The organism is Aliiroseovarius sp. B-4, from assembly GCF_056857795.1.
In genome coordinates this window covers 534,589-554,981 of record NZ_JBSXNV010000039.1, presented here as the reverse complement: position 1 = coordinate 554,981, position 20,393 = coordinate 534,589, and the positions used below count along the sequence as shown (strand labels likewise).

The 20,393-nt window shown below is 59.9% G+C and carries 24 protein-coding genes; 6 read left to right on the top strand and 18 right to left on the bottom strand.

Translation table 11 applies throughout. From position 1 onward, the window contains the following. Positions 1–12: 12 nt before the first annotated feature. From AC13C8_RS13710 to folK, 4 genes are all read right to left on the bottom strand, one after another. Positions 13–660, bottom strand: coding sequence for a DUF2062 domain-containing protein (locus AC13C8_RS13710; RefSeq protein WP_482847834.1), 648 nt, complete (start codon positions 658–660; stop codon positions 13–15). Between the two features lie 30 nt (positions 661–690). Next, complete coding sequence (locus tag AC13C8_RS13705; RefSeq protein ID WP_091428053.1) at positions 691–2,829, bottom strand: RelA/SpoT family protein; 2,139 nt, start codon at positions 2,827–2,829, stop codon at positions 691–693. Between the two features lie 34 nt (positions 2,830–2,863). After that, complete coding sequence (gene rpoZ / locus AC13C8_RS13700) at positions 2,864–3,220, bottom strand: DNA-directed RNA polymerase subunit omega (RefSeq protein ID WP_091428052.1); 357 nt, start codon at positions 3,218–3,220, stop codon at positions 2,864–2,866. A gap of 84 nt (positions 3,221–3,304) precedes the next feature. Next, entirely contained in the window at positions 3,305–3,901 is a 597-nt protein-coding gene (gene folK, locus AC13C8_RS13695; protein WP_482847831.1) for a 2-amino-4-hydroxy-6-hydroxymethyldihydropteridine diphosphokinase, read from the bottom strand. 101 nt (positions 3,902–4,002) lie between these two features. Between folK and AC13C8_RS13690 the strand changes: the two genes are divergently transcribed. The 4 genes from AC13C8_RS13690 (at position 4,003) to rnhA (ending at position 6,739) form a co-directional block, all read left to right on the top strand. Continuing rightward, positions 4,003–4,563 (top strand): LabA-like NYN domain-containing protein, encoded by a 561-nt coding sequence (locus tag AC13C8_RS13690; protein ID WP_091428050.1) that lies wholly within the window; start codon positions 4,003–4,005, stop codon positions 4,561–4,563. A 129-nt stretch (positions 4,564–4,692) separates the two neighbouring features. Continuing rightward, complete coding sequence (ispH, locus tag AC13C8_RS13685) at positions 4,693–5,643, top strand: 4-hydroxy-3-methylbut-2-enyl diphosphate reductase (protein WP_482847828.1); 951 nt, start codon at positions 4,693–4,695, stop codon at positions 5,641–5,643. A 27-nt stretch (positions 5,644–5,670) separates the two neighbouring features. Further along, complete coding sequence (locus AC13C8_RS13680; protein WP_482847827.1) at positions 5,671–6,291, top strand: glutathione S-transferase family protein; 621 nt, start codon at positions 5,671–5,673, stop codon at positions 6,289–6,291. Then, positions 6,284–6,739 carry a ribonuclease HI gene (gene rnhA, locus AC13C8_RS13675; protein ID WP_482847825.1) on the top strand — a complete coding sequence of 152 codons (456 nt, stop codon included), beginning with the start codon at positions 6,284–6,286 and terminating at the stop codon, positions 6,737–6,739. The genes AC13C8_RS13680 and rnhA overlap by 8 nt, the downstream gene beginning before the upstream one ends. Positions 6,740–6,742: 3 nt before the next feature. Here the strand turns inward: rnhA and AC13C8_RS13670 are convergent, their stop codons facing one another. The 5 genes from AC13C8_RS13670 to def (AC13C8_RS13650) all read right to left on the bottom strand — a co-directional run bounded on the left by AC13C8_RS13670 (position 6,743) and on the right by def (AC13C8_RS13650) (position 9,697). Next, on the bottom strand, positions 6,743–7,405 hold the full coding sequence (locus AC13C8_RS13670; protein WP_482847823.1) for a hypothetical protein: 663 nt from the start codon (positions 7,403–7,405) through the stop codon (positions 6,743–6,745). A 102-nt stretch (positions 7,406–7,507) separates the two neighbouring features. Then, positions 7,508–7,747 (bottom strand): GlsB/YeaQ/YmgE family stress response membrane protein, encoded by a 240-nt coding sequence (locus tag AC13C8_RS13665; protein WP_091428041.1) that lies wholly within the window; start codon positions 7,745–7,747, stop codon positions 7,508–7,510. Between the two features lie 38 nt (positions 7,748–7,785). After that, positions 7,786–8,685 carry a methionyl-tRNA formyltransferase gene (gene fmt, locus AC13C8_RS13660; protein WP_482847821.1) on the bottom strand — a complete coding sequence of 300 codons (900 nt, stop codon included), beginning with the start codon at positions 8,683–8,685 and terminating at the stop codon, positions 7,786–7,788. Further along, positions 8,682–9,179, bottom strand: a complete 498-nt coding sequence (gene def, locus AC13C8_RS13655; RefSeq protein WP_482847820.1) for a peptide deformylase — start codon at positions 9,177–9,179, stop codon at positions 8,682–8,684. The genes fmt and def (AC13C8_RS13655) overlap by 4 nt, the downstream gene beginning before the upstream one ends. Beyond that, a complete protein-coding gene (gene def / locus AC13C8_RS13650; RefSeq protein WP_482847818.1) occupies positions 9,176–9,697 on the bottom strand; it encodes a peptide deformylase in 522 nt (173 codons plus the stop codon). Before def (AC13C8_RS13650) ends, def (AC13C8_RS13655) begins: the two co-directional genes overlap by 4 nt. Before the next feature lie 138 nt (positions 9,698–9,835). On the opposite strand from def (AC13C8_RS13650), the gene AC13C8_RS13645 reads away from it, so the two are divergent. Then, positions 9,836–11,008 (top strand): MalY/PatB family protein, encoded by a 1,173-nt coding sequence (locus tag AC13C8_RS13645; protein WP_482847816.1) that lies wholly within the window; start codon positions 9,836–9,838, stop codon positions 11,006–11,008. Between the two features lie 87 nt (positions 11,009–11,095). Further along, on the top strand, positions 11,096–11,638 hold the full coding sequence (locus AC13C8_RS13640; protein WP_482847815.1) for a L,D-transpeptidase family protein: 543 nt from the start codon (positions 11,096–11,098) through the stop codon (positions 11,636–11,638). Positions 11,639–11,656: 18 nt separating this feature from the next. Here AC13C8_RS13640 and AC13C8_RS13635 read toward each other — a convergent pair whose 3' ends face one another. From AC13C8_RS13635 to AC13C8_RS13595, 9 genes are all read right to left on the bottom strand, one after another. Then, the gene (locus tag AC13C8_RS13635) at positions 11,657–12,010 is read right to left on the bottom strand and encodes a hypothetical protein (RefSeq protein ID WP_091428030.1); all 354 of its coding nucleotides are present in this window, start codon (positions 12,008–12,010) and stop codon (positions 11,657–11,659) included. Positions 12,011–12,085: 75 nt separating this feature from the next. Beyond that, positions 12,086–13,555 (bottom strand): cryptochrome/photolyase family protein, encoded by a 1,470-nt coding sequence (locus tag AC13C8_RS13630; protein ID WP_482847814.1) that lies wholly within the window; start codon positions 13,553–13,555, stop codon positions 12,086–12,088. 59 nt (positions 13,556–13,614) lie between these two features. After that, complete coding sequence (cobM, locus tag AC13C8_RS13625) at positions 13,615–14,406, bottom strand: precorrin-4 C(11)-methyltransferase (RefSeq protein ID WP_482847812.1); 792 nt, start codon at positions 14,404–14,406, stop codon at positions 13,615–13,617. Next, entirely contained in the window at positions 14,403–16,202 is a 1,800-nt protein-coding gene (gene cobJ / locus AC13C8_RS13620; protein ID WP_482847811.1) for a precorrin-3B C(17)-methyltransferase, read from the bottom strand. The genes cobM and cobJ overlap by 4 nt, the downstream gene beginning before the upstream one ends. Further along, positions 16,193–16,894 (bottom strand): precorrin-2 C(20)-methyltransferase, encoded by a 702-nt coding sequence (gene cobI / locus AC13C8_RS13615; RefSeq protein ID WP_091428022.1) that lies wholly within the window; start codon positions 16,892–16,894, stop codon positions 16,193–16,195. Before cobI ends, cobJ begins: the two co-directional genes overlap by 10 nt. Continuing rightward, positions 16,891–18,090 (bottom strand): precorrin-6y C5,15-methyltransferase (decarboxylating) subunit CbiE, encoded by a 1,200-nt coding sequence (cbiE, locus tag AC13C8_RS13610; protein WP_482847808.1) that lies wholly within the window; start codon positions 18,088–18,090, stop codon positions 16,891–16,893. Before cbiE ends, cobI begins: the two co-directional genes overlap by 4 nt. Next, positions 18,087–18,779, bottom strand: coding sequence for a precorrin-8X methylmutase (locus AC13C8_RS13605; RefSeq protein WP_482847807.1), 693 nt, complete (start codon positions 18,777–18,779; stop codon positions 18,087–18,089). The genes cbiE and AC13C8_RS13605 overlap by 4 nt, the downstream gene beginning before the upstream one ends. Beyond that, positions 18,776–20,008 carry a sirohydrochlorin chelatase gene (locus AC13C8_RS13600; RefSeq protein WP_482847805.1) on the bottom strand — a complete coding sequence of 411 codons (1,233 nt, stop codon included), beginning with the start codon at positions 20,006–20,008 and terminating at the stop codon, positions 18,776–18,778. The genes AC13C8_RS13605 and AC13C8_RS13600 overlap by 4 nt, the downstream gene beginning before the upstream one ends. Before the next feature lie 3 nt (positions 20,009–20,011). Continuing rightward, positions 20,012–20,251: a DUF6732 family protein gene (locus tag AC13C8_RS13595; RefSeq protein WP_482847803.1), complete on the bottom strand. Its 240-nt coding sequence runs from the start codon at positions 20,249–20,251 to the stop codon at positions 20,012–20,014. Between the last annotated feature and the right edge of the window lie 142 nt (positions 20,252–20,393).

Sequence of the window (20,393 nt, the reverse complement as noted above, 5' to 3'; positions counted from 1 at the left end):
CCGCGCCAAGTCTTACGGTTTTTCCCGGGCTTCGCCAGCCTTGTCTCGTGCGGCTTTCAGACGTTTTTCATTCCGCTCCTTCAGCTTTTTTATGCGACGGCGCTGATAGGCGTGGATCACGGGGTTTGACACTGCATAACCGATGGCGCCAGCCACGATGCCCGGTATGATGCTGCCGACCAGATAGGGCAGGAACACGCGATGAAAAAACGCCGACAAGCGCGACCAATCAACAACGTGATCGGTAAACGGCGCTTTCATATTCATCCAGAAGTCAGACGTGGCCGCCGCAAATTGTGCCGCGATCTCGGGCAGATGTACATTTGTGGACTGGCCCAGAATTGCATTTCCCAGATTGACGGAAAGTTCGGCGATCAACGGGAAGGTCAACGGATTGCCGACAAAAGTCGCCAGCAATGACGCCAGCACATTGCCGCGTATGATCCACGACAGGATCGCGGCCGTCAGAAAATGCAGTCCGAAAAACGGCGTGAACGAGGCAAAGATACCGGCTGCAATCCCGCGCGAAATTCTGTGCGCCGGGTCGGGCAGGCGCCGAATGCGGTGTATCACGTATTGCGACGCCCGATACCATCCGCCCCGTGGATAGAAGAATTCCGCAATGATACGCAGGTATGAGCGCGGATTTCTTTTGAACACGGATGGTCCCTTTCGGCCAAAATTGGCGGGTTACGGTTTGCGGGCGATGTCCCTGTGTCGGTGAACATCGGCAACATCACTATCTGCTTCCAATGTCAGCATAATGGCGTGCAAATGTTCAATATCGCGCAAATCTACATCAACAAGTAGGCGGTAGAAATCAGGTTTCCGATCCAGAAACTTCAAATCCGAGATATTGGCCTTCTGCTCACCAATCAAGGAGCAGATCCGGCCCAAAACCCCCGCGTCGTTTGAAATGGTCATATCTATGCTGACCGTATGAATGGCCGGGTGCTGCCCGGAATGCCAATGTAAATCGACCCAGCGGGAACTGTCCTCGGCCACATCAGCAAGCGCGTCGCAGTCGATGGTGTGCACCATGACGCCCTTTCCGCGATAGGTGATCCCGACAATGCGTTCCCCCGGCACGGGCTGACAACATTGCGCGCGGGCGAAGTCCTGCCCGGTTTCAAGTCCAACAACCACCGAATCACCATCGACCTCGGCTTCGGCCTCAACGCTTTCGGGGTACAGGGCTGCGACGACATCGCGCGCCTGCAATTCGGCAGAACCCAAACGTGCCAACAGCTCTTCGACATTGTCCAGACGCAGTTGCTTGGCAGCGGTCGCCAGCGCCTTGTCTGTCGCTTTGCGACCGACATGTTCAAATGCCACGCGCGCAAGTTCGCGCCCCAGTCGCACAAAGCGTTCACGATCCACGCTGCGCAGGCTTTTACGAATGGCGGCCTTGGCACGGCCCGTTACAACGATGTCAATCCAGGTGGCTTGCGGGCTTTGCCCTTCGGCGGTCATGATTTCGACCGATTGGCCATTCTTGATCCGGGTCCAAAGTGGGACCCGAATGCCATCGACCTTGGCCCCCACACAGCTGTCCCCGATCCGCGTGTGGATTGCATAAGCGAAATCCAACGGCGTGGCGCCACGCGGCAGCTTCACCACCTCGCCTTTCGGGGTGAAACAGAACACCTGGTCTTGATACATTTCGAGCTTCACATGCTCAAGAAACTCGTCGTGATCTTCCGCTGCTTCAAACCGTTCGGTCAGCGATGAAATCCACTTGGCCGGATCAACCGCGAATGGGTTCTCGGCGCGCACCCCGTCTTTATAAGACCAATGCGCCGCAACCCCCGCTTCGGCCACGTCATTCATCGCATGGGTGCGGATCTGCACTTCAACGCGCTTTCCGTCACGACCCGAAACGGTCGTGTGAATCGACCGATATCCGTTGGATTTCGGCTGGCTGATGTAATCCTTGAACCGACCCGGAATGGCGCGCCAGCGTTGGTGAATCACCCCCAGAACGCGGTAACAATCCGCTTCGCTGTCGGTGATGATGCGAAACCCATAAGTGTCCGACAGGCGCGAGAAGCTCTGATTCTTCTCTTGCATCTTGCGCCAGATCGAAAATGGTTTCTTGGCGCGCCCGAAGACTTCGGCGCTGATCTTAGCCCTGTCCAGTTCCAGCCGGATATCGCCGGTGATCTTTTCGATCACATCGCCGCTTTCCTTCTGAAGCCGCAGGAAGCGCCGCATGATCGAGTTGCGGCCTTCAGGGTTCAGAACATGGAAGGCAAGGTCTTCCAGTTCTTCGCGCATCCACTGCATCCCCATGCGACCAGCCAGCGGGGCATAGATATCCATGGTTTCACGCGATTTTTGAACTTGCTTGTCCGGCCGCATGGCGCGGATCGTGCGCATGTTGTGCAGCCGGTCGGCCAACTTCACCAGAATCACCCGCAAATCCTTGGACATGGCCATGAACAGCTTGCGAAAATTCTCCGCCTGCTTGGTCTCGGACGAACTGAGTTGAAGGTTGGTCAGCTTGGTCACGCCATCGACCAGTTCTGCCACTTCTGCCCCGAAGATCTTGGTCACTTCGGAATAGGTCGACCGGGTGTCTTCAATCGTGTCATGCAGCAGGGCGGTGATGATCGTGGCATCATCCAGTTGCATATCCGCCAGAATTTCAGCGACAGCAAACGGGTGTGTGAAGTATGGCTCGCCTGAATGGCGGGTCTGGCCATCATGCATACGCGCGCCGTATTCATACGCCGCGCGGATCAGTTCGTGATTGGATTTGGGGTTATAGCGGCGGATCCGTTCGATCAGCCCATCAAGATCAAGGTCAAGATCTGGAAGGTCGTTCATCCGGTCCGCCACCCCGCGGGGATCTTAGATCCGTTTAGCCCTGACCTTGCGCTTCCATCAATGCGCGCAGAAGTTTTTCTTCCGACAGATCGTCCTCGGCGGGCTTGTCAGCAGCTTCCGCACCCATCAGCAGGGCCATGCTGTCTTCTTCCGGCTCATCAACTTCGATCTGAGTCTGATGGCTCTCGATCATACGCTCGCGCAGTTCATCGGCGGTTTGCGTTTCATCGGCAATCTCACGCAAGGCCACGACAGGGTTCTTGTCATTGTCGCGATCGACAGTGATCTGGCCCCCAGCCGAAATTTCGCGGGCGCGATGCGAGGCGAGCATTACAAGCTCAAACCTGTTCGGGACTTTATCTACGCAATCTTCAACCGTCACGCGGGCCATGATCAATCTCCATTCCTTGCAAGGGGATGTGAACCGCCTGTCTAGGGCCGTTGCAAGCGGGTTACAAGCAAAAACAGGCCCGCATTACGGGTGCGAATACGGCAAAACACCCTTTTTTTCTTCATCTGGCAATTCATCGGCCATCTGTTGCACGGTCTTGCCCGTTATCGGGTGGCGCCAGTCCGGGGCAACATCGGCAAGGGGAATCAGCACAAAGGCGCGTTCATGCATACGTGGATGCGGTAGGATCAACTGATCTGGTGCCCGGGTTTTCTGGTCGTCCAGTGGCAGGTTCATCCAGTGTGCTAGAACAGATTTGCTGGGCAGAATAATGCCACCACAGGCTATCAGATCCAGGTCCAATGTGCGTGGCGCCCAGCGCGATGGCCGTTCGCGGCCGAAACCGGCTTCGACCTGATGCAGTGCGGACAGTATTTCGTCGGGCGGTAAATCTGTGTCGATCCCAAGCGCCGCATTCACGAAATCGGGGCCGGCACCAGCCGGAAAGCAAGGCGTGCTATAATACCGACTGACTCTGGTGATTCTAAATCCTTGTGCCGCCAGATGTTCAACCGCATCGCGTAAGATTTTTGCCGACTCTCGCCGCCTTGACGTCGCGTTACTTCCTAATGAAACCAGCACTTTTGGACAGGTTATACGCGAATTAATTGCTTGCGGCACCGTATTGTTTCCCTAGATTGCAAGATATGTTTCTTCGTTGATTGATTTCACATTTACCACTCACGGGATTATTCGGCGAAGCGAATTGGAAAGGAAATATTATGTTCTACCGGGACGAACGGCTCGCGCTGTTCATCGATGGTTCAAACCTCTATGCGGCCGCCAAATCGCTGGGATTTGACATCGACTACAAGCTACTTCGCCAAGAATTCATGCGCCGGGGCAAACTGCTCCGCGCGTTCTACTACACAGCCCTTCTGGAAAATGAGGAGTATTCTCCGATCCGCCCGCTGGTGGATTGGCTGAACTACAACGGCTTCTCGATGGTGACCAAGCCAGCCAAGGAATACACCGACTCGATGGGGCGGCGGAAGGTCAAAGGCAACATGGATATCGAACTGGCCGTGGACGCGCTGGAGCTCGCGCCGCATATTGACCATGCTGTTCTGTTTTCGGGTGACGGCGATTTCCGCCCTCTGATCGAGGCGCTGCAACGTCAGGGCGTGCGTGTGTCGGTCGTGTCCACGATCCGCAGCCAACCCCCGATGATCGCCGATGAATTACGCCGCCAAGCCGATAATTTTATCGAGCTGGAAGAGCTGAAAGATGTGATTGGGCGTCCGCCACGCGAGTTTGACCGACCCGAGCGGACCGAGGACTGATCCCACCGTCTGATCAGGGGCAGCGAAGGCCGGGGATTGCTCCGGCCTTTTACATTTCCGTGTCCGGCACCGCTTCCGACTGGACCTTGGCGCATAAAATGCGTACCCCTCCCCGCATCGGAGGATGCCATGACCAAGCCTGCTCTTACACTTTATCTTGCCGCGCCCAACGGGTTTTGTGCCGGGGTGGATCGCGCCATCAAGATCGTCGAAATGGCGATCGAGAAATGGGGGCCGCCGATCTACGTGCGCCACGAAATTGTGCATAACAAATTCGTGGTCGATGGGCTGCGCGCCAAGGGCGCCATCTTTGTCGAGGACCTGGACGAGGTGCCCGATGACCGCCCCGTCATCTTCTCGGCCCATGGTGTCGCGAAGGCCGTGCCCGCCGAAGCCAGCCGTCGCGAGATGGTCTATGTCGACGCCACCTGCCCGCTTGTCTCGAAAGTGCATATCGAGGCCGAGCGGCACCACCAGAACGGCCTGCAAATGGTGATGATCGGCCATGCAGGCCACCCGGAAACCATCGGAACGATGGGGCAATTGCCTGAAGGCGAAGTGCTGTTGGTCGAAACTACCGACGATGTCGCCACCCTGACCCCGCGCGACCCCGAACAGCTTGCCTATATCACCCAGACCACCCTGTCGGTCGATGATACCGCCGCTGTGGTCAAGGCTTTGCGCACCCGGTTCCCAAAGATCATCGGCCCACATAAAGAAGACATCTGCTACGCGACCACCAACCGGCAAGAAGCTGTGAAAGCGGTCGCGCCCAAGGTCGATGCGCTTCTGGTGATCGGTGCGCCCAACAGCTCCAACTCGCGCCGGTTGGTCGAAGTGGCGCGCGCCAATGGCTGCGCCTATGCCATGCTGGTGCAGCGCGCAACCGAGATTGACTGGCGCGCCATCGAGGGCATTCGAACGGTCGGCCTGACCGCCGGGGCGTCTGCCCCTCAGGTCTTGGTTGACGAAGTCATCGACGCGTTCCGCGACCGCTTTGACGTCACGGTCGAACGGGTCGAAACCGCGCAAGAGAACGTAGAGTTCAAAGTGCCCCGCGTCCTGCGTGAAACCGCCTGATCTGCCACCGCCGTTAGGACATCGAACATGCTGACCCTCTATTCCATGCCAAGTTCCGGCAACAGTTATAAGGTGCGGCTGCTCCTGTCGTTGCTGGGTCGGCGATATCATCACGTCCCGTGTGAAACCCGATCGCCCGACCTACAGGCCGCGAAGACCGAAGGGAAACTGCCTCTGGGCAAGGTGCCGGCATTGCATCTGGACACCGGCGAGGTGCTAAGCGAAAGCAACGCCATCCTGTGGTATCTGGCCAGCGGCACACCGTGGATCCCTGACGACCCCTTGGCGCAGGCGCGTATGCTGTCGTGGATGTTCTTCGAACAGAACCGCCATGAACCGGCCATAGCCGTGCGCGCATCCTTGCGGTGCTATCCCCATCTTGCGGATGAAGCGACGCCGGAACTTCTCGACCAGCTTCTTGAATCCGGCAACGGTATCTTGGAATTGATGGAGCACGGGCTTCACGATCAAGACTGGTTTGCGGGCGACACCCCGACCATCGCGGATATCGCTTTGTATGCCTATACCCACACCGCCGAGGACCGGGGCGGCTTCAATCTGTCGCCCCTTCCCGCGCTGCGCGATTGGCTGAAGCGGACAAGCACTCTGCCAGGCTACGAGCCGATGACAGGTCCAGCCCATGGCTGAGTTTGTCGCGTACACCGACGGCGCCTGTTCCGGCAATCCCGGTCCGGGTGGTTGGGGCGCATTGTTGCAGGCGCATGAGAACGGCGCGGTGATCAAAGAGCGGGAGTTGAAGGGTGGCGCGCCGGAAACCACCAACAACCAGATGGAGCTGATGGCTGCCATCATGGCGCTGGAAACCCTTGGCAAACCCTGCGCGATCACGGTCATCACCGACAGCGCCTATGTGAAGAACGGTGTCACCGGTTGGATCCATGGCTGGAAGCGGAACGGGTGGCGGACCTCGTCCAGGAAACCCGTGAAGAATGTCGAACTTTGGCAAAGGCTGGACGAAGCGCAAGCGCGTCATCAGGTAACGTGGCAATGGGTCAAGGGCCATGCCGGCCACCCCGAAAACGAACGCGCTGATGAACTGGCACGCGCGGGGATGGAACCGTTCAAGAGCAGATAGAGCCTAGAACTCAAGCCATATTCCCGCTGCGACTTCGTGCTTAACCGCACCATCCAGCGCATAAGTCCATTCAAGTTGTAGGTGTTTGCCCTGCTTGTATTCCCACGCCACCGACGGGATCAGGTCGATCTGCGCATCCGCATCGATCCCGGTGACGTCCAGGGCGACCATCGTCATCAGGCGCTGACTTGGTTTCACGCCAATCTGCGCAAACGCACTGTAGTCCATCTGCGCATCCAAGACGGACAAAGTGGTCGTCAACTCAATATCCAGCCAACCGGGGCCAATCGCGGTCTCAATCCCCCGCCCCAAATGGAACGAAGGCGAGACGTATTGGTCGTCCTTGGTCCCTTCGACCGCCAAACTGACCGCTTTTTGCCACGGCTCGTCGCTGTTTGGCAGATGCCATCGCGCAAAGGCTTTCATTTGCAATATATCATTGGAGGCAAGCGCATAATCCAGCTTGCCACCAATGGTCCAACGATCCGTCAGCCCGTATTCACCATAGACGCTGATCACCGGAGCTTCGTCCAGCGTGTCGGCGTTCTGTCGCGCTTGCCCGGACAAAAACGCCCCGCCCTTGTCGCGCGGCCACGCACCCGCTTGGGCAAGATCGCCGGACGCAAAAAGCATTGGCAGAACGCAGATGAAAAACCGAAGCACCATAGTCGTCAGGTTGCTGGCGATTGGTTAATCAATGATTAAGAAAACATTTCAAGACAAGGCTTTTCGCGCCCAAACAACGCCGCACCTTAAGCCCGTAACGCCTTACTTTCGGTCCTTATACTTCTGCCAAATCCAGATCAGGAGAATGGCACCCACGACCGCGCCTACAAAACCAAAGGCCAGACCACCAATCATTGCAATGGACCGCAGGACAAACCCTCCGATCAACGCCCCGGCCACGCCAATGGCAATGGTGGTCGGCACGTCGGTGCGCAGATTCATGATCCTTGTCGCCAAGAACCCGGCGGCGGCTCCGAAGATGATCAGCATGATTACCGGCATGTCTGAAATATGGGGCGCTTCGCCCCGGAATGTAAGAGCTATTTCACCGTGTCGGGCAGGTCAAAACCCCGCAGGAAATCCTCGGCTTCCATCGCACGTTTGCCGGGACGTTGGGCGCGATGGATTTCAACCGCGCCCTCACCGCAGGCAATGGTGAACCCGTCCAGAACCTGACCGGGCTTGCCCGAACCATCCAAGACACGTGAAGCGAGCAACTTTACCTGTTCGCCCCCCATATCGCATTTCGCACCGGGGAATGGCGACAACCCGCGGATCAGGCGATCCACTTCAACGGCCGGACGGGTCCAGTCAATCTGCGCCTCGGCCTTGTCGATCTTGTGGGCATAGGTGACACCGTCTTCAGCTTGCGGCACCCGGGTCAGATCGGGCAGGCGGCCCAACGCCTCGACGATCAGACGTGCACCGATGGCCGACAGGCGGTCATGCAGTTCCGCCGTGGTTTCCTGTGCGCCGATCAGTGTCACCTCGTGCAGCAGAACAGGGCCGGTGTCCAATCCAGCCTCCATCTGCATGATGCAAACGCCGGTTTCCGGATCTCCTGCCATGATCGCGCGATGAATGGGCGCTGCCCCACGCCAGCGCGGCAGAAGCGACGCATGGATGTTCAGACAGCCATGCTTGGGCGCATCAAGAACCGCTTGCGGCAGGATCAGGCCATAGGCCACGACCACCGCAACGTCAGCGTTCAACGCGGCAAACGCCGCCTGCTCATCGGCATCCTTCAACGACACCGGATGGCGCACCTGAAGCCCCAGTTCCGCGGCCCGGGCATGGACCGGACCGGGCCTGTCCTTCTTGCCGCGCCCGGCGGGGCGTGGTGGCTGGCAATAGACAGCGGCGATCTCGTGGCCGGCATCCACCAGAGCCTCCAGCACCGGCACCGAGAAATCGGGCGAGCCCATGAACACAAGCCTCATCGCGCCAGTTTCCTTGCTTTCTTGATCAGCATATCGCGCTTCACCTTGGACAGGTGATCGAAATACATCCGCCCGTTCAAATGGTCGATCTGGTGTTGAACCGAGGTGGCCCAGATGCCGACAAAATCCTGCTCCTGCGCTGCTCCGTTTTCGTCAAGAAACCGAACCGTCACCGCGCGCGGGCGACTTATCACCGCCGAAACACCGGGCAAGTTCGGGCTGGCTTCCTCGTGCTCACGAAACTCGATGGACCGATACAGTATCTCCGGGTTCGCCATCCTGACCGCCTTGCCGCGTTCGTCCGAGGCATCCACCACCGCCAAACGCTGCATAATCCCGAGTTGGGGCGCCGCCAGACCAACGCCCGGCATGGCGTCCATCGCCTCGATCATCTCGTCCCATATCGCGCGGGTGTCATCCGTCACCTCGGTCACCGGATCAGCTGCGGTGCGCAGGCATTTGTGCGGATATCTCAGAAACGGGCGATGGGTCACATCCGCGCCATTTCACGTTTCAGTTTTTGCATTTTGCGCGTGATCATCTGCCGTTTCAGCGGTTTCAGATAGTCGATGAACAGCTTGCCATTCAGGTGGTCGATCTCGTGCTGCACGCAAGTGGCCCACAGCCCGTCAAAGTCCTGCTCCTGCACGTTGCCGTCACGGTCGACCCAGCGGACCGAAACCTCTTTGGGGCGGGTGACTTCGGCATATTGCTCGGGGATCGACAGACAGCCTTCTTCATAGGTGTTCAGATCATCCGAGGACAATATGACCTCGGGATTGAACATGATCACAGGCTGCGGAGGCTCGTCATCCTCACGCACGCAGTCCATCACGATCAGTCGCGTCAGCACGCCCACCTGCGGCGCGGCCAGACCAATGCCCGGCGCGTCATACATAGTTTCCAGCATGTCGTCGGCCAATTGGCGCAGGTCGTCAGACAAATCTGGCACCACTTCGGCGACTTTTTTAAGCCGTGGATCGGGGTGAATAAGGATCGGTTTAATACTCATGCGGAGGATTTAGGGGATGAGCGCGCGCTGCGCAATGGTTGCGTCAGGGCGAAGCGGTGAAACCTCTTGTCACACATGGCGCAACTCGACTTGCGCCTGACGTCCAAACCGCTACCGTGCCACCAGAAAGGAGACCCCATGAGTTTCGACAAGATCACCGACCGTCGCGGCACCCATTCGTCCAAGTGGGACAAGATGGAGAAGTTGTTTGGCGTATCTCCCGAAGACGGGTTGGCAATGTGGACCGCTGACAGCGACTATCCCACCGCCCCTTGCGTGATTGACGCGGTGAAGCGCGCCGCAGATCATGGTGTTTTTGGCTATTCCTGGGAATATCCCGAGTATCTGAACGCCGTCGCTTGGTGGATGAAGACCCGGCACGGCTGGGATGTCGACCCGAATTGGGTCCTGACCAGTCAGGGTTTGGGCAACGCGATTGCACTGTGCCTGAACGTCTGGAGCGAACCGGGCGACGGGATCGTGATCTTCACACCCGTTTACCATGAGTTTGCACTGAAGATCAGAAAGAACAACCGCCAGGTGGTGGAGTGTCCGCTGGCCCTGGCCGGGGACCAGTACGAGCTTGATCTGGACGACGCGCAGTCGCGCCTGACAGGCAACGAAAAGATTCTCCTTTGGTGTTCGCCACAGAACCCATCAGGCCGGGTCTGGACCAAAGATGAACTGCGTGCTGTTGCCAATTTTGCAGATCGCAATGGGTTGTTACTGGTGTCAGATGAAGTCCACCACGATCTGGTCTATCCTGGAAACACGTTCGTTCCGATGGCCGTCGCGGCACCTGACGCACGATCGCGGTTGGTGACACTAACTGCACCGTCAAAGACCTTCAACATCGCCGGTCAGCGCACCGGCAACTTGATCATTGCGGACAGCAGGCTCAGGGCCGAGATGCACAATCAGCTTAGTAAACTTGACTATGCACCCGGCATGTTGGCTTTGGCGATGATCACCGCCGCGTATTCGCCTGAAGGGGCGGCGTGGGTTGACGAACAGATCGCCCACCTGACGCGAAACAAAGCCCTGTTTGACGAAGGCATCAACAGCATTCCGGGTGTGTCTTCGATGCCGTTGCAGGCCACTTATCTGGCCTGGGTCAATTTCTCCGGTACCGGCATGTCGCATGAAGAGGTTGCGGCGCGTATCCGCGACGACGCACGCATTGCCGTCACCCCCGGCCCCGGCTTCGGCACGGGCGGCGATGGGTATCAGCGTTTCAACCTCGCCACACAAGGCGCGCGGGTGGAAGAAGCCGTAACGCGAATGAAGCAGGCTTTCAGCGACCTACAATAGCATTTCGACCGGCAGAGAACCGCCTAACGCGAAATTCACCGCAAGTTATTCCTTGAACACAAGGCGCGCTTGGCACACACGCGCGCCATGAACGGTTTGGCGCATTTCTTTTCTCGACTTTCACTTCTTGTCTTTATCGGCGTGTTGGGCTTCTTCCTTTGGGATCGCTACACGCCCCCTGCACCCCCCACGACACTTGAGCCGATCATCGGCCAGATCGACCGTATCGTGATTGAAAAATCAGACCGCAGGATGATCGTGTTTCAGGCCGACACCCCTGTCCGCACCTATGAGATTGCATTGGGCTTTTCGCCCGTAGGTGACAAGGCATTACAAGGGGATGGCATGACCCCGGAAGGCATATTCAGGATTGATCGCCGCAACGAAAAAAGTGCGTTTCACTTGTCGCTGGGCATCGACTACCCCTTGCCCAAGGATCGCGCGCGCACCATTGCCGACGGGGGTGATTCTGGCGGGGACATTTTCATCCACGGCCAACCAAACAAGCGAAACAGCCCGGATCCGATCACAAAGGACTGGACCAATGGCAGCATCGCGTTGTCCAATGCCGAAATAGAAGAGCTTTGGGCCGTCACCCCCATCGGAACACTCGTCGAGATCAGACCCTGACCTCTGAGGGCAGACCGGTCAGCCTTCCCCTTCAATCAGCGCAACCGGCGCGTTTTCTTCCTGCGCAAAATCCAGGGGGGCTTTGTCATGGGCTTCGGCCCGCCATTTGAATTCGTATCTCATTTGGCCGTTGTCTTCTTCGGACGCGATGATCAGGCACTGATACAGGTGGCGTGATCCGTCATACAGGTCAACAAGTCCGCGCAGGTGGGGCGCTCGTTCGGCATCAAGAGCGAAGCCGCCCTCCCAGAAATCGAGCACCGGAAAGACTTCTTCATTCACACGAATCCGAAGCCTACTTTTCTTCTTGAGGTCCTTCTTACGTGCGGCTTCCAGACCCTCACGCACTTCTTTTGGCAAAAATTCCAACATGTTCCCCTCCGAACCCAACACATGATGGCATGGAAAGTGTAACGGTCAAGTGAAGGTTTTGAATCTGATCGGCGTTCAAACCAGATCATCACCCGGCGAGGGCAGGCTTTCAAACGCCTCCAATGCGGCGCGGCGGGCGGTGGCGTGATCCACCATCGGGGCCGGATAGGTCCGGCCAATCTCGACGCCCGCCTTGGCGCGCACATCTTCAGGGGCCTTCCATGGGGCAGCCAGATATCTGTCGGGCAGGGCCGCAATTTCAGGCACATACTGACGGATATAGCCGCCATCCGGGTCGAACTTTTCGGCCTGCGTCATCGGGTTGAAAACGCGGAAATAGGGGGCTGCATCCGCCCCGCATCCCGCCACCCACTGCCAACTTGCCGCGTTCGATGCTAGATCACCGTCGACCAGCGTGTCCCAGAACCAATCGCGCCCGGCGCGCCAGTCGATCCGCAGATGCTTCACCAAAAAGGACGCGACCACCATGCGAACGCGGTTGTGCATATACCCCGTCTGCCAAAGCTCGCGCATCCCGGCATCAACGATGGGATAGCCCGACTGGCCGCGTTGCCACGCGATCAGAGCGTCCGTGTCATGGCGCCATGGGAAGCTACGGAACTTGGGCTGTAACTCGGTATCTTCGAAGTCGCGGTTGTGAAACAGCAGATAGGCGGCGAAGTCACGCCAGCCCAACTCTGCGCGGAATTTCTCGGCGTCGCGACCAGACATCTGGCCCAGATGTTCGGCGCGATCGAGCGCCGCCCAAATCTGACGGGGGCTGATATTGCCGGATTGCAAGTAAGGCGACAGGCGCGAGGTGTGCGGTTCTGCTGGGAAGTCCCGGCCCTTGGCATAGCCTTGCGCGCCCTCTTCCAGAAACGCGTCCAGCCGTGCCATCGCGCCCTCTTCGCCGGGGTGCCACAGCGCCTCGAACCCTTTTGCCCAGTTGGGCGCGGTCGGCAGCAGGTCGAAATCCTCAAGCGAAGCGGTAGCGACTTCATCGGCGAACGTGATGTTTTTCGGCACCGGCAACGGGTCGCCAAGCCCCACGGCGCGAATTTCATCGCGGCTGGCGCGCCAGAAAGGCGAAAACACCTTGAACGGCGTGCCGGATTTTGTCGTGACCCGCCAAGGCTCCAACAGGTATCGGCCGGGATCGCTCTGCACCGTGCAGCCTGCGGCAGTCAGATCGGCCTTCAACGCGGTGTCGCTGGCGATCTCATCGGGCGTATAGCGTCTGCTCCAATAGATATGGGTCGCGCCGGTTTCTTTGCGCAGGTCGGCCAGAACATCAGCCGTCGCGCCGGTGCGCAGCACCAGTTTCCCACCCAGATCGGCCAGTTGCGCGGTCAATGCGTTCAAGGCGTGGTGAAGCCACCAGCGCCGCGCGCCACCGGGCCGATAGGGTGCATTCGGGTCCAGAATGAATGCACAGGTCAGGCACTGGCCGGACTGCGCCGCAGCGGTCAGGGCGGGGTGATCCGACAGCCGCAGATCATCGCGAAACAGCAAGATCGCATTGGAAGGCTCAGATGTGCTCATCCCCTGTCCTTGTGTTGGGCTACGTCTAAGGAGTTATACGCGCAACTGCCGGGTTTGGATCAGGTGTTGTGATCCTCGACCAGATCGACACCGACCACAGGGCGCAACACATGCGGTCTGGCCGGATCATAAAGCGCCGAATCCTTGAAATCTCGCCCACGATCCAGCGCAGGGCCGACAAGGATCAGCGCGGTGCGGGTGATCTTCTCGGCCCGCACTTTTTTGCGGATGTCGGCGACGGTGCCGCGAATGAACATCTCATCCGGCCAGCCGACCCGATAGGCCACGACGACGGGACAATCAGCACCGTAGTAGGGGGTCAGCACCCGCTCGATCTCGCGCATGTTACGGACGGCAAGGTGGATGGCGAGCGTCGCGCCGGTCTTGGCGAAGTTCTCAAGCGTCTCCCCTTCGGGCATCGAGGTGGACTGCATCGACATCCGCGTCAGCACGATGGATTGCGCAATCTCGGGGATGGTCAGTTCCTGCCCCAAGGCCGCAGCGGCAGCCGCATAGGCAGGCACGCCGGGGATGACCTGATAGTCGATCCCGTCGGCGTTCAGACGCCGGATCTGTTCGGCAATCGCGCCATACAGCGAGGGATCGCCGGAATGCACCCGCGCCACATCCTGACCGCGCGTGTGGGCCGCCTTGATCTCGGCATGTGTGTCGTCCAGCGTCATCGCCGCCGTGTCCATCACCTTGGCCCCTTCGGGCGCGCAGGCGACGACCTCTGGCGGCACCAGAGAGCCCGCGTAAAGGCAGACCGGGCATTCGCCGATGATGCGCTGCGCTTTCAGGGTCAAAAGCTCGGGATCGCCGGGACCGGCGCCGATGAAATAGACGGTCATGACAGATCTCCATCAATGCGGCGGGCATAGCCGCGCGGCGTGAACATGCGGGGACCTTCGCCCAATTGGGCAAGGCGCGAGTTTGACGATCCAACCAGAACCACGGTCAGCATATCAACTTCGTCCACCTCAAGCTCGGACAGCTTGCGATAGCGGATATGTTCCGTGGGGCGACCCAGATTGGATGCCAGCATCACCGGCGTATCTGCCGGGCGGTGCTTCAACAGAATATCGCGCGCCTCGGCCAGCAGGGTGCGGCGTTTCTTCGATACGGGGTTGTAGAAGGCGATGACGAAATCGCCTTCGGCAGCGGCATGCAAACGCTTCACGATGTCTTCGCGATGTGTCAGAAGATCGGACAGCGATATGGCGCAGAAATCGTGACCAAGTGGCGCACCGGCACGCGCGGCAGCGCCTTGCAACGCGGACACACCGGGGGTGGACACAACTTCAACCCGGCGCGCGGCGGCGCTGACGCCTTTTTCTTCGGGGCCGCGATCCAACAATTCGTAGACCAAGGCCCCCATCGCATAGATGCCAGCATCACCCGAACAGACCAGCGCGACGTTCTTGCCCTTGCCCGCCTGTTCCAACGCATAGCGGCAGCGATCTTCTTCGCCGCCCAGCGGGAAGTCAGACCGGGTTTTACCTGCGGCCAGCGGGCCGATCAGGTCGATATAGAGACCGTAGCCCACAAGCTCCTCGGCCTCTTGCAACAAGCGGCTGGCCTCGGGCGTGCGCCATGTGTGCTGACCGGGGCCGATCGAGACGATGGACAGCTTGCCGCGCGACCGACCGCGCATTTCGGTGATCGGCGCAAGCGTTCGCGCAATGGCGCAGGTGGTGTTGGCGGTTTTCACCTTGGGCACGACAAGTTCGGCATCCGGGCCTGCGGCGGCCAGCGCGGCGCCTTCTGACACGCCGTGGCAGCCGACCTCGGCAAACACCACGTCGGACGGGTTGTCGAGACGTGGGGTTTCGGCTTCCAGTTCTGCGGCGGTGAAGACGCGGAAGGGCACCCCCAGACGCGCGGCCAGGACGTTCATCGCAGGCTCGTCCGCCTTCAGGTCCAGCGAGGTCACGCAGGCAATCGCGCCCGGCGCGATATTGGCCGCGTCAAGCTGTGCGGAGACGTTCTGCCAAAGCTCGTCCGGGTCCGCCCCCCGCGCGCAGCCCACGCCCAGCGCAAAGCGTTGCGGGTGATAGGCAAGACGGGTCGGGCCGGTCTGAACCGGTGCTTCGGTCACGATCAATTCGACCGCGCCGCCGGTGTCTTCAATGTCGAAAATGTTTTCGCCCACGATGGACACGCCCCGGCCTGAAAGCAGTTCCGCCATCGCCTCTTTCGCGTCTTCGGGGTTGGCAAGGCGATAGCCCAAAGGCGGTTCGTCCAGCGCAACACCCAACGACACATCGCCCGCGGTGGTGACGGCAGCGGTCGCTCCGATGTCTTCCGCGATGCGGCTGGCCAAACGGTTCGCCCCGCGATGCCCGCCCAGAAGCGGCACCACGACCGACCCATCATCGGCCACGGACACAACCGGCGGTTCGGTCGTTTTGTCGGCCAGAAGGGGGGCAACGGCGCGGATCAATATCCCGGCAGCACAGACACCCACGATGGGTGTGCCTGCGGCAAACAACATCCGCACGTGATCCAGCGCGTTGGGGAAAAACGCATCCGCCTTTTTGACACGACCCTCACGTCCATGCACCTGAGCGCCCAATATGTTTGCAACGCGATGAGCCAGGTTTTCACCCGACCTGTTCAGGCAAATTACAACAGGCATCACAGCCATGGATCATTTCCTTTCGCAAGAAGGATCATCGAGAAATAGGGGGCCTTTTCGGGGGCGTCCGCCAGCGGAAGCACGACCTCCTCCGGCAGTGAAGCACGCTCGATATAGGTGGCTTTGTCAACTAGACCCAGCGCTTCGATCACGCCGCGAATCTTGGGCAGGTGGCGGCCAACTTTCATGATGGCAACGCTTTCGGCCCCTTCGATACGGGCGCGCAACTCGTCTTCTGGAAGCGGGCCGGGCAAGACGGTCAACCGCTCGTTCCGCGCCACCAAGGGGCTGCGGGCGCGGGCCGCACAGGCAGTGACGGATGTGACACCCGGGACGATTTCAGTCTGGAACCGATCTGCCAACCGCGCAAACAGATACATGAACGAGCCATAAAAGAACGGGTCCCCTTCACACAGAACAACCACGTCGTCCCCAGCGTCAAGCCGTGCGGCGATCTTGGCCGCACCCGCATCATATGCCTTTTGCGCAGGGGCGCGCTCGACGGTCATCGGAATGTCCATCGCGATTTCATCCGCGTCCTTGGCGATCAGATGCGCAGCAATAGAGCGGGCAAAACTGGCACCGCCTTCCAGCGTCGGGAAGGCGACCACTTTGGCAGCCCCGATCAGCCGCGCAGCCCTAAGGGTCATCAAGTCGGGATCGCCCGGCCCAAGACCCACACCATAAAGCGTTCCGCTCATCTTTTGATCAGGCTCCACTGGGTGACGGGGCGCAAGGGTTTCCAGCCGGAATGCGGACCCAAAGGCTCTGCGCGTTCGACGGACAGCTTCACCAGTTGGCCACCATGTTTTTGATGCAGCGCGGTCAGGCACATCTCGCTTTCGATGGTGACGGTGTTTGCGACCAGTCTCCCCAAGGGTTTCAACTCGGCCCAAGCGGCATCGAAAACCTGTTCCGACAGCCCACCGCCGATGAAAATCGCGTCGGGCGCTTCCAAACCGTCCAGCGCGGCGGGCACTTCGCCTTCGACCAAATCCAGCTTCGGCACACCCAGCGCCAAGGCGTTCGCGGCGGCCATTGCACGGCGGTCGGCGCGCGGTTCGATCCCGATGGCGCGGGCATAGCGTGCGCCGCGCATCCATTCGATGGCGATCGAGCCGCAGCCAGTGCCGATGTCCCACAAAAGCGCGCCACGCATCGGCATCAGCTTGGCAAGTGTGATCGCCCTCACCTCTTGCTTGGTCATGGTGCCGTCGCTCTGGAACAGCTTGTCCGCCAGCCCCGGCACACGCGGCAGCAAGGCCGCATCGGGGGCGGCAACGCATTCGACGGCGAGCGTGTTGAACTCCGGCACCTCGTGGTTCCAGCTTTCTGCCAGACCATCAAAACGTGCCTCGTCCTTGCCGCCCATATGGGCCAGCACGGTCATACGCGACTTGCCGAAGCCGCGTTCGCTCAGAAAGCACGCGATCTGGCCTGGCGTTTCCGCACCGGTGGTCAGGATCAGAAGCCGGATATCAGGCTGAATGAAGGCGATCATCTGCTCGACCGGGCGGCCATGCACGGTCAGCGTTTCCAGATCGGCCATCGACCAGCCCATGCGCGCGGCGGCCAGTTGGAACGCGCCCACTTGCGGGTGATAAACGATCTGCGCCGGGTCAATGTGACGGCCAATTTTTGCCCCGACCGAATACCAAAGCGGATCACCCGTAGCCAGCACAACCACGCGCTTGCCGGATCGTTGGGTCAGTTCGTCAATCAGACTGTCGAAAGGCGACGGCCAGGCCAAGCGCTCTGCATCACCATCTATCAGGTCGTGGTGGCGGGTGCCGCCGACGATCACTTCAGCAGCGTCAACGACCGCCCGGGTGGCGGGAGTCAGCCCCGCGATGCCATCTTCACCGATGCCGACGATGTGAAGCCACGGGGTCGTCATGTGTTTTCCTCCGGCAATCCGGCGGCCAGCGCGTTGACAGCGGCGGAGGCTATGGCGGACCCGCCGCGCCGCCCGCGCAGGGCGACAAATTCGCAGCCACGCGGGTTGTTGGCCAGTTCCGCCTTGCTTTCCGCAGCCCCCACGAACCCGACCGGGAAGCCGAGGATCACGGCAGGTCTGGGTGCGCCTGAATCGATCAGTTCAAGCAGGTGGAACAGGGCCGTTGGCGCGTTCCCCACGGCGACCACCGCACCATCCAGCCGGTCCAGCCACAGCTCGACCGCGGCGGCGGAGCGCGTGTTGCCGATGGACTTCGCCAGGTCCGGCACAGATGGATCATTCAACGTGACGATCACGTCGTTTTTCGCTGGCAGATAGCGGCGAATGATGCCTGCCCCGACCATCTCGCAATCGCAAAAAACGGGCGCACCGGCCTTAAGGGCGGCGTGACCTGCTTCATAGGCGTTCGCGGAAAAGGCCAGACGATCCGCAACTTCGACCATGCCGCTCGCGTGAATCACACGGGTCGCAAGCGCGGCCATGCCACCGGGAAACCGATCCAACCGCGCCTCTTTGCGCAGGGTCGCGAAGGACTGCGAATAGATCGCCGCCGGATCGCGCTCATACCTGAGCGTGGGGCGCGTGGGAGTGGCCCCATTGGGGCCCGACGAGCGGCCGTTTTCGCTCATTTCGAACGGGCTGATTCTGGCCCATGCGGGTGTTTGGCATGGGGGTATTCGGCATGAACGTGATCATGGTGATGATCGTGATGATGGTGGTGGTGGTGGTCGTGATCATGGTCATGACCGTGGTCATGATGATGATCGTGGTGATGGTGATGCCCCATATGCAGACGGCATTCGCCGGTGCAGAACATGTCGCAGAACGAACAATCGGCCACGTTCGACCCCGGTGCGGACGCCCCCTGGCCTTCGACATGGTGATGATGGCTTTCCTGAATGGCGCCAACCTCGGCTTCAAACCCCAGCACCTCGACCCGGTATTTGCACATCACACAGGTGGGCGGCGGCACGTCGGCATAGGCCGGGTGCTTGGCGCGGTCTTCCACCGGAATGGTGCGGTCTTCGCCCTCGTCCAGCGCCAGAACCTGTGTGCGATAGCCGCAGGTGCCGCAGTTGGGCGGCGGGACGGCGCCAAGCTGTTCAGTGATGCGTTCGGCGAAGGTTTCCAACACCTTGGGGTGATCATTCAGATACCCCGCCTTCACGAACTCGATCTCGGGATGGGCGGCGGCGACCTTGTCTGTGAAGCCATAGATCCGGTCGATCAGGATGCCCGAGAACAGGAAATAGGGAAACACAACAACCCGACCGTAGCCCAGTTTCACGACGTGATTCAGGCAAGGTTCAACCAGAGGGAACGTCACGCCGGAATAGCCGACTTCCAACCAACCGAACCCCATGCCTTCCTGCAACAGACGCGCCACTTTGGCGACGTTGCCATTGGCGTCCGGGTCCGATGCCCCACGTCCGATGACGACAAGGCAGGTGTCTTCCAGCGGCACCTCGCCGTGTTCAGCATCGGCCTGATCGACGGCCTGCCGCACACGATCCCCGGCCGCGGCGATCATCTTGGGATCGACACCCAGCTCGCGGCCATAGCTGACCTTGATCCCGTGCTTCCTGGCATAGGTGTTCAGAACGGTCGGAATGTCGTTCTTGGTGTGCATCGCGGCAAACAGCATCCCCGGCACGGCCAGAATGCGGTCGCAACCAGCTTCGCGCAGACGGTCCAGCCCGTCGCGGATCACCGGATTGGCGAACTCCAGATAGCCATAATCGGTCATCCAGTCCTTGGGCAGCAAAGCAGGCAGCTTTTCGGCCAGCACGGCAAACTGATCCACCGCGTCCTGACTGCGCGAGCCATGCCCGCAGATCATCACACCAATCTTCGACATAGGTTATGCCTCCTGCAAATCGTCTTCGCCCGGCTCTTCGCTGGCGTCCTTGCTGGCGGTCTCGGCCTGAGCCCGCGCCCCTTTCGAGCCCTTCAGTGCTGCCCAAAGGCCGATGGCTGCGGCAAGTCCGATCAGGATGACGCCGCCAACATGTCCGTGCCCGGCAATCTCGCCGATATGGCCGGGATCGGCGAAAGCAGGGCCAGCCAAAAGGCCAGGGGCAAGAAGTATCAGTCGGGTCATGCAGACATCCTTTCACGCAGAATTTGGGCGCAAAGAGGCTGTCCCTTGTCATCGACGACGCTGCGTCCGATCCCCTTCGCGGGTCGATCATCGGCAGCCAACCTCTCTGGCCCGATGGGCTTCGTCGTTGATCCGTATAGGC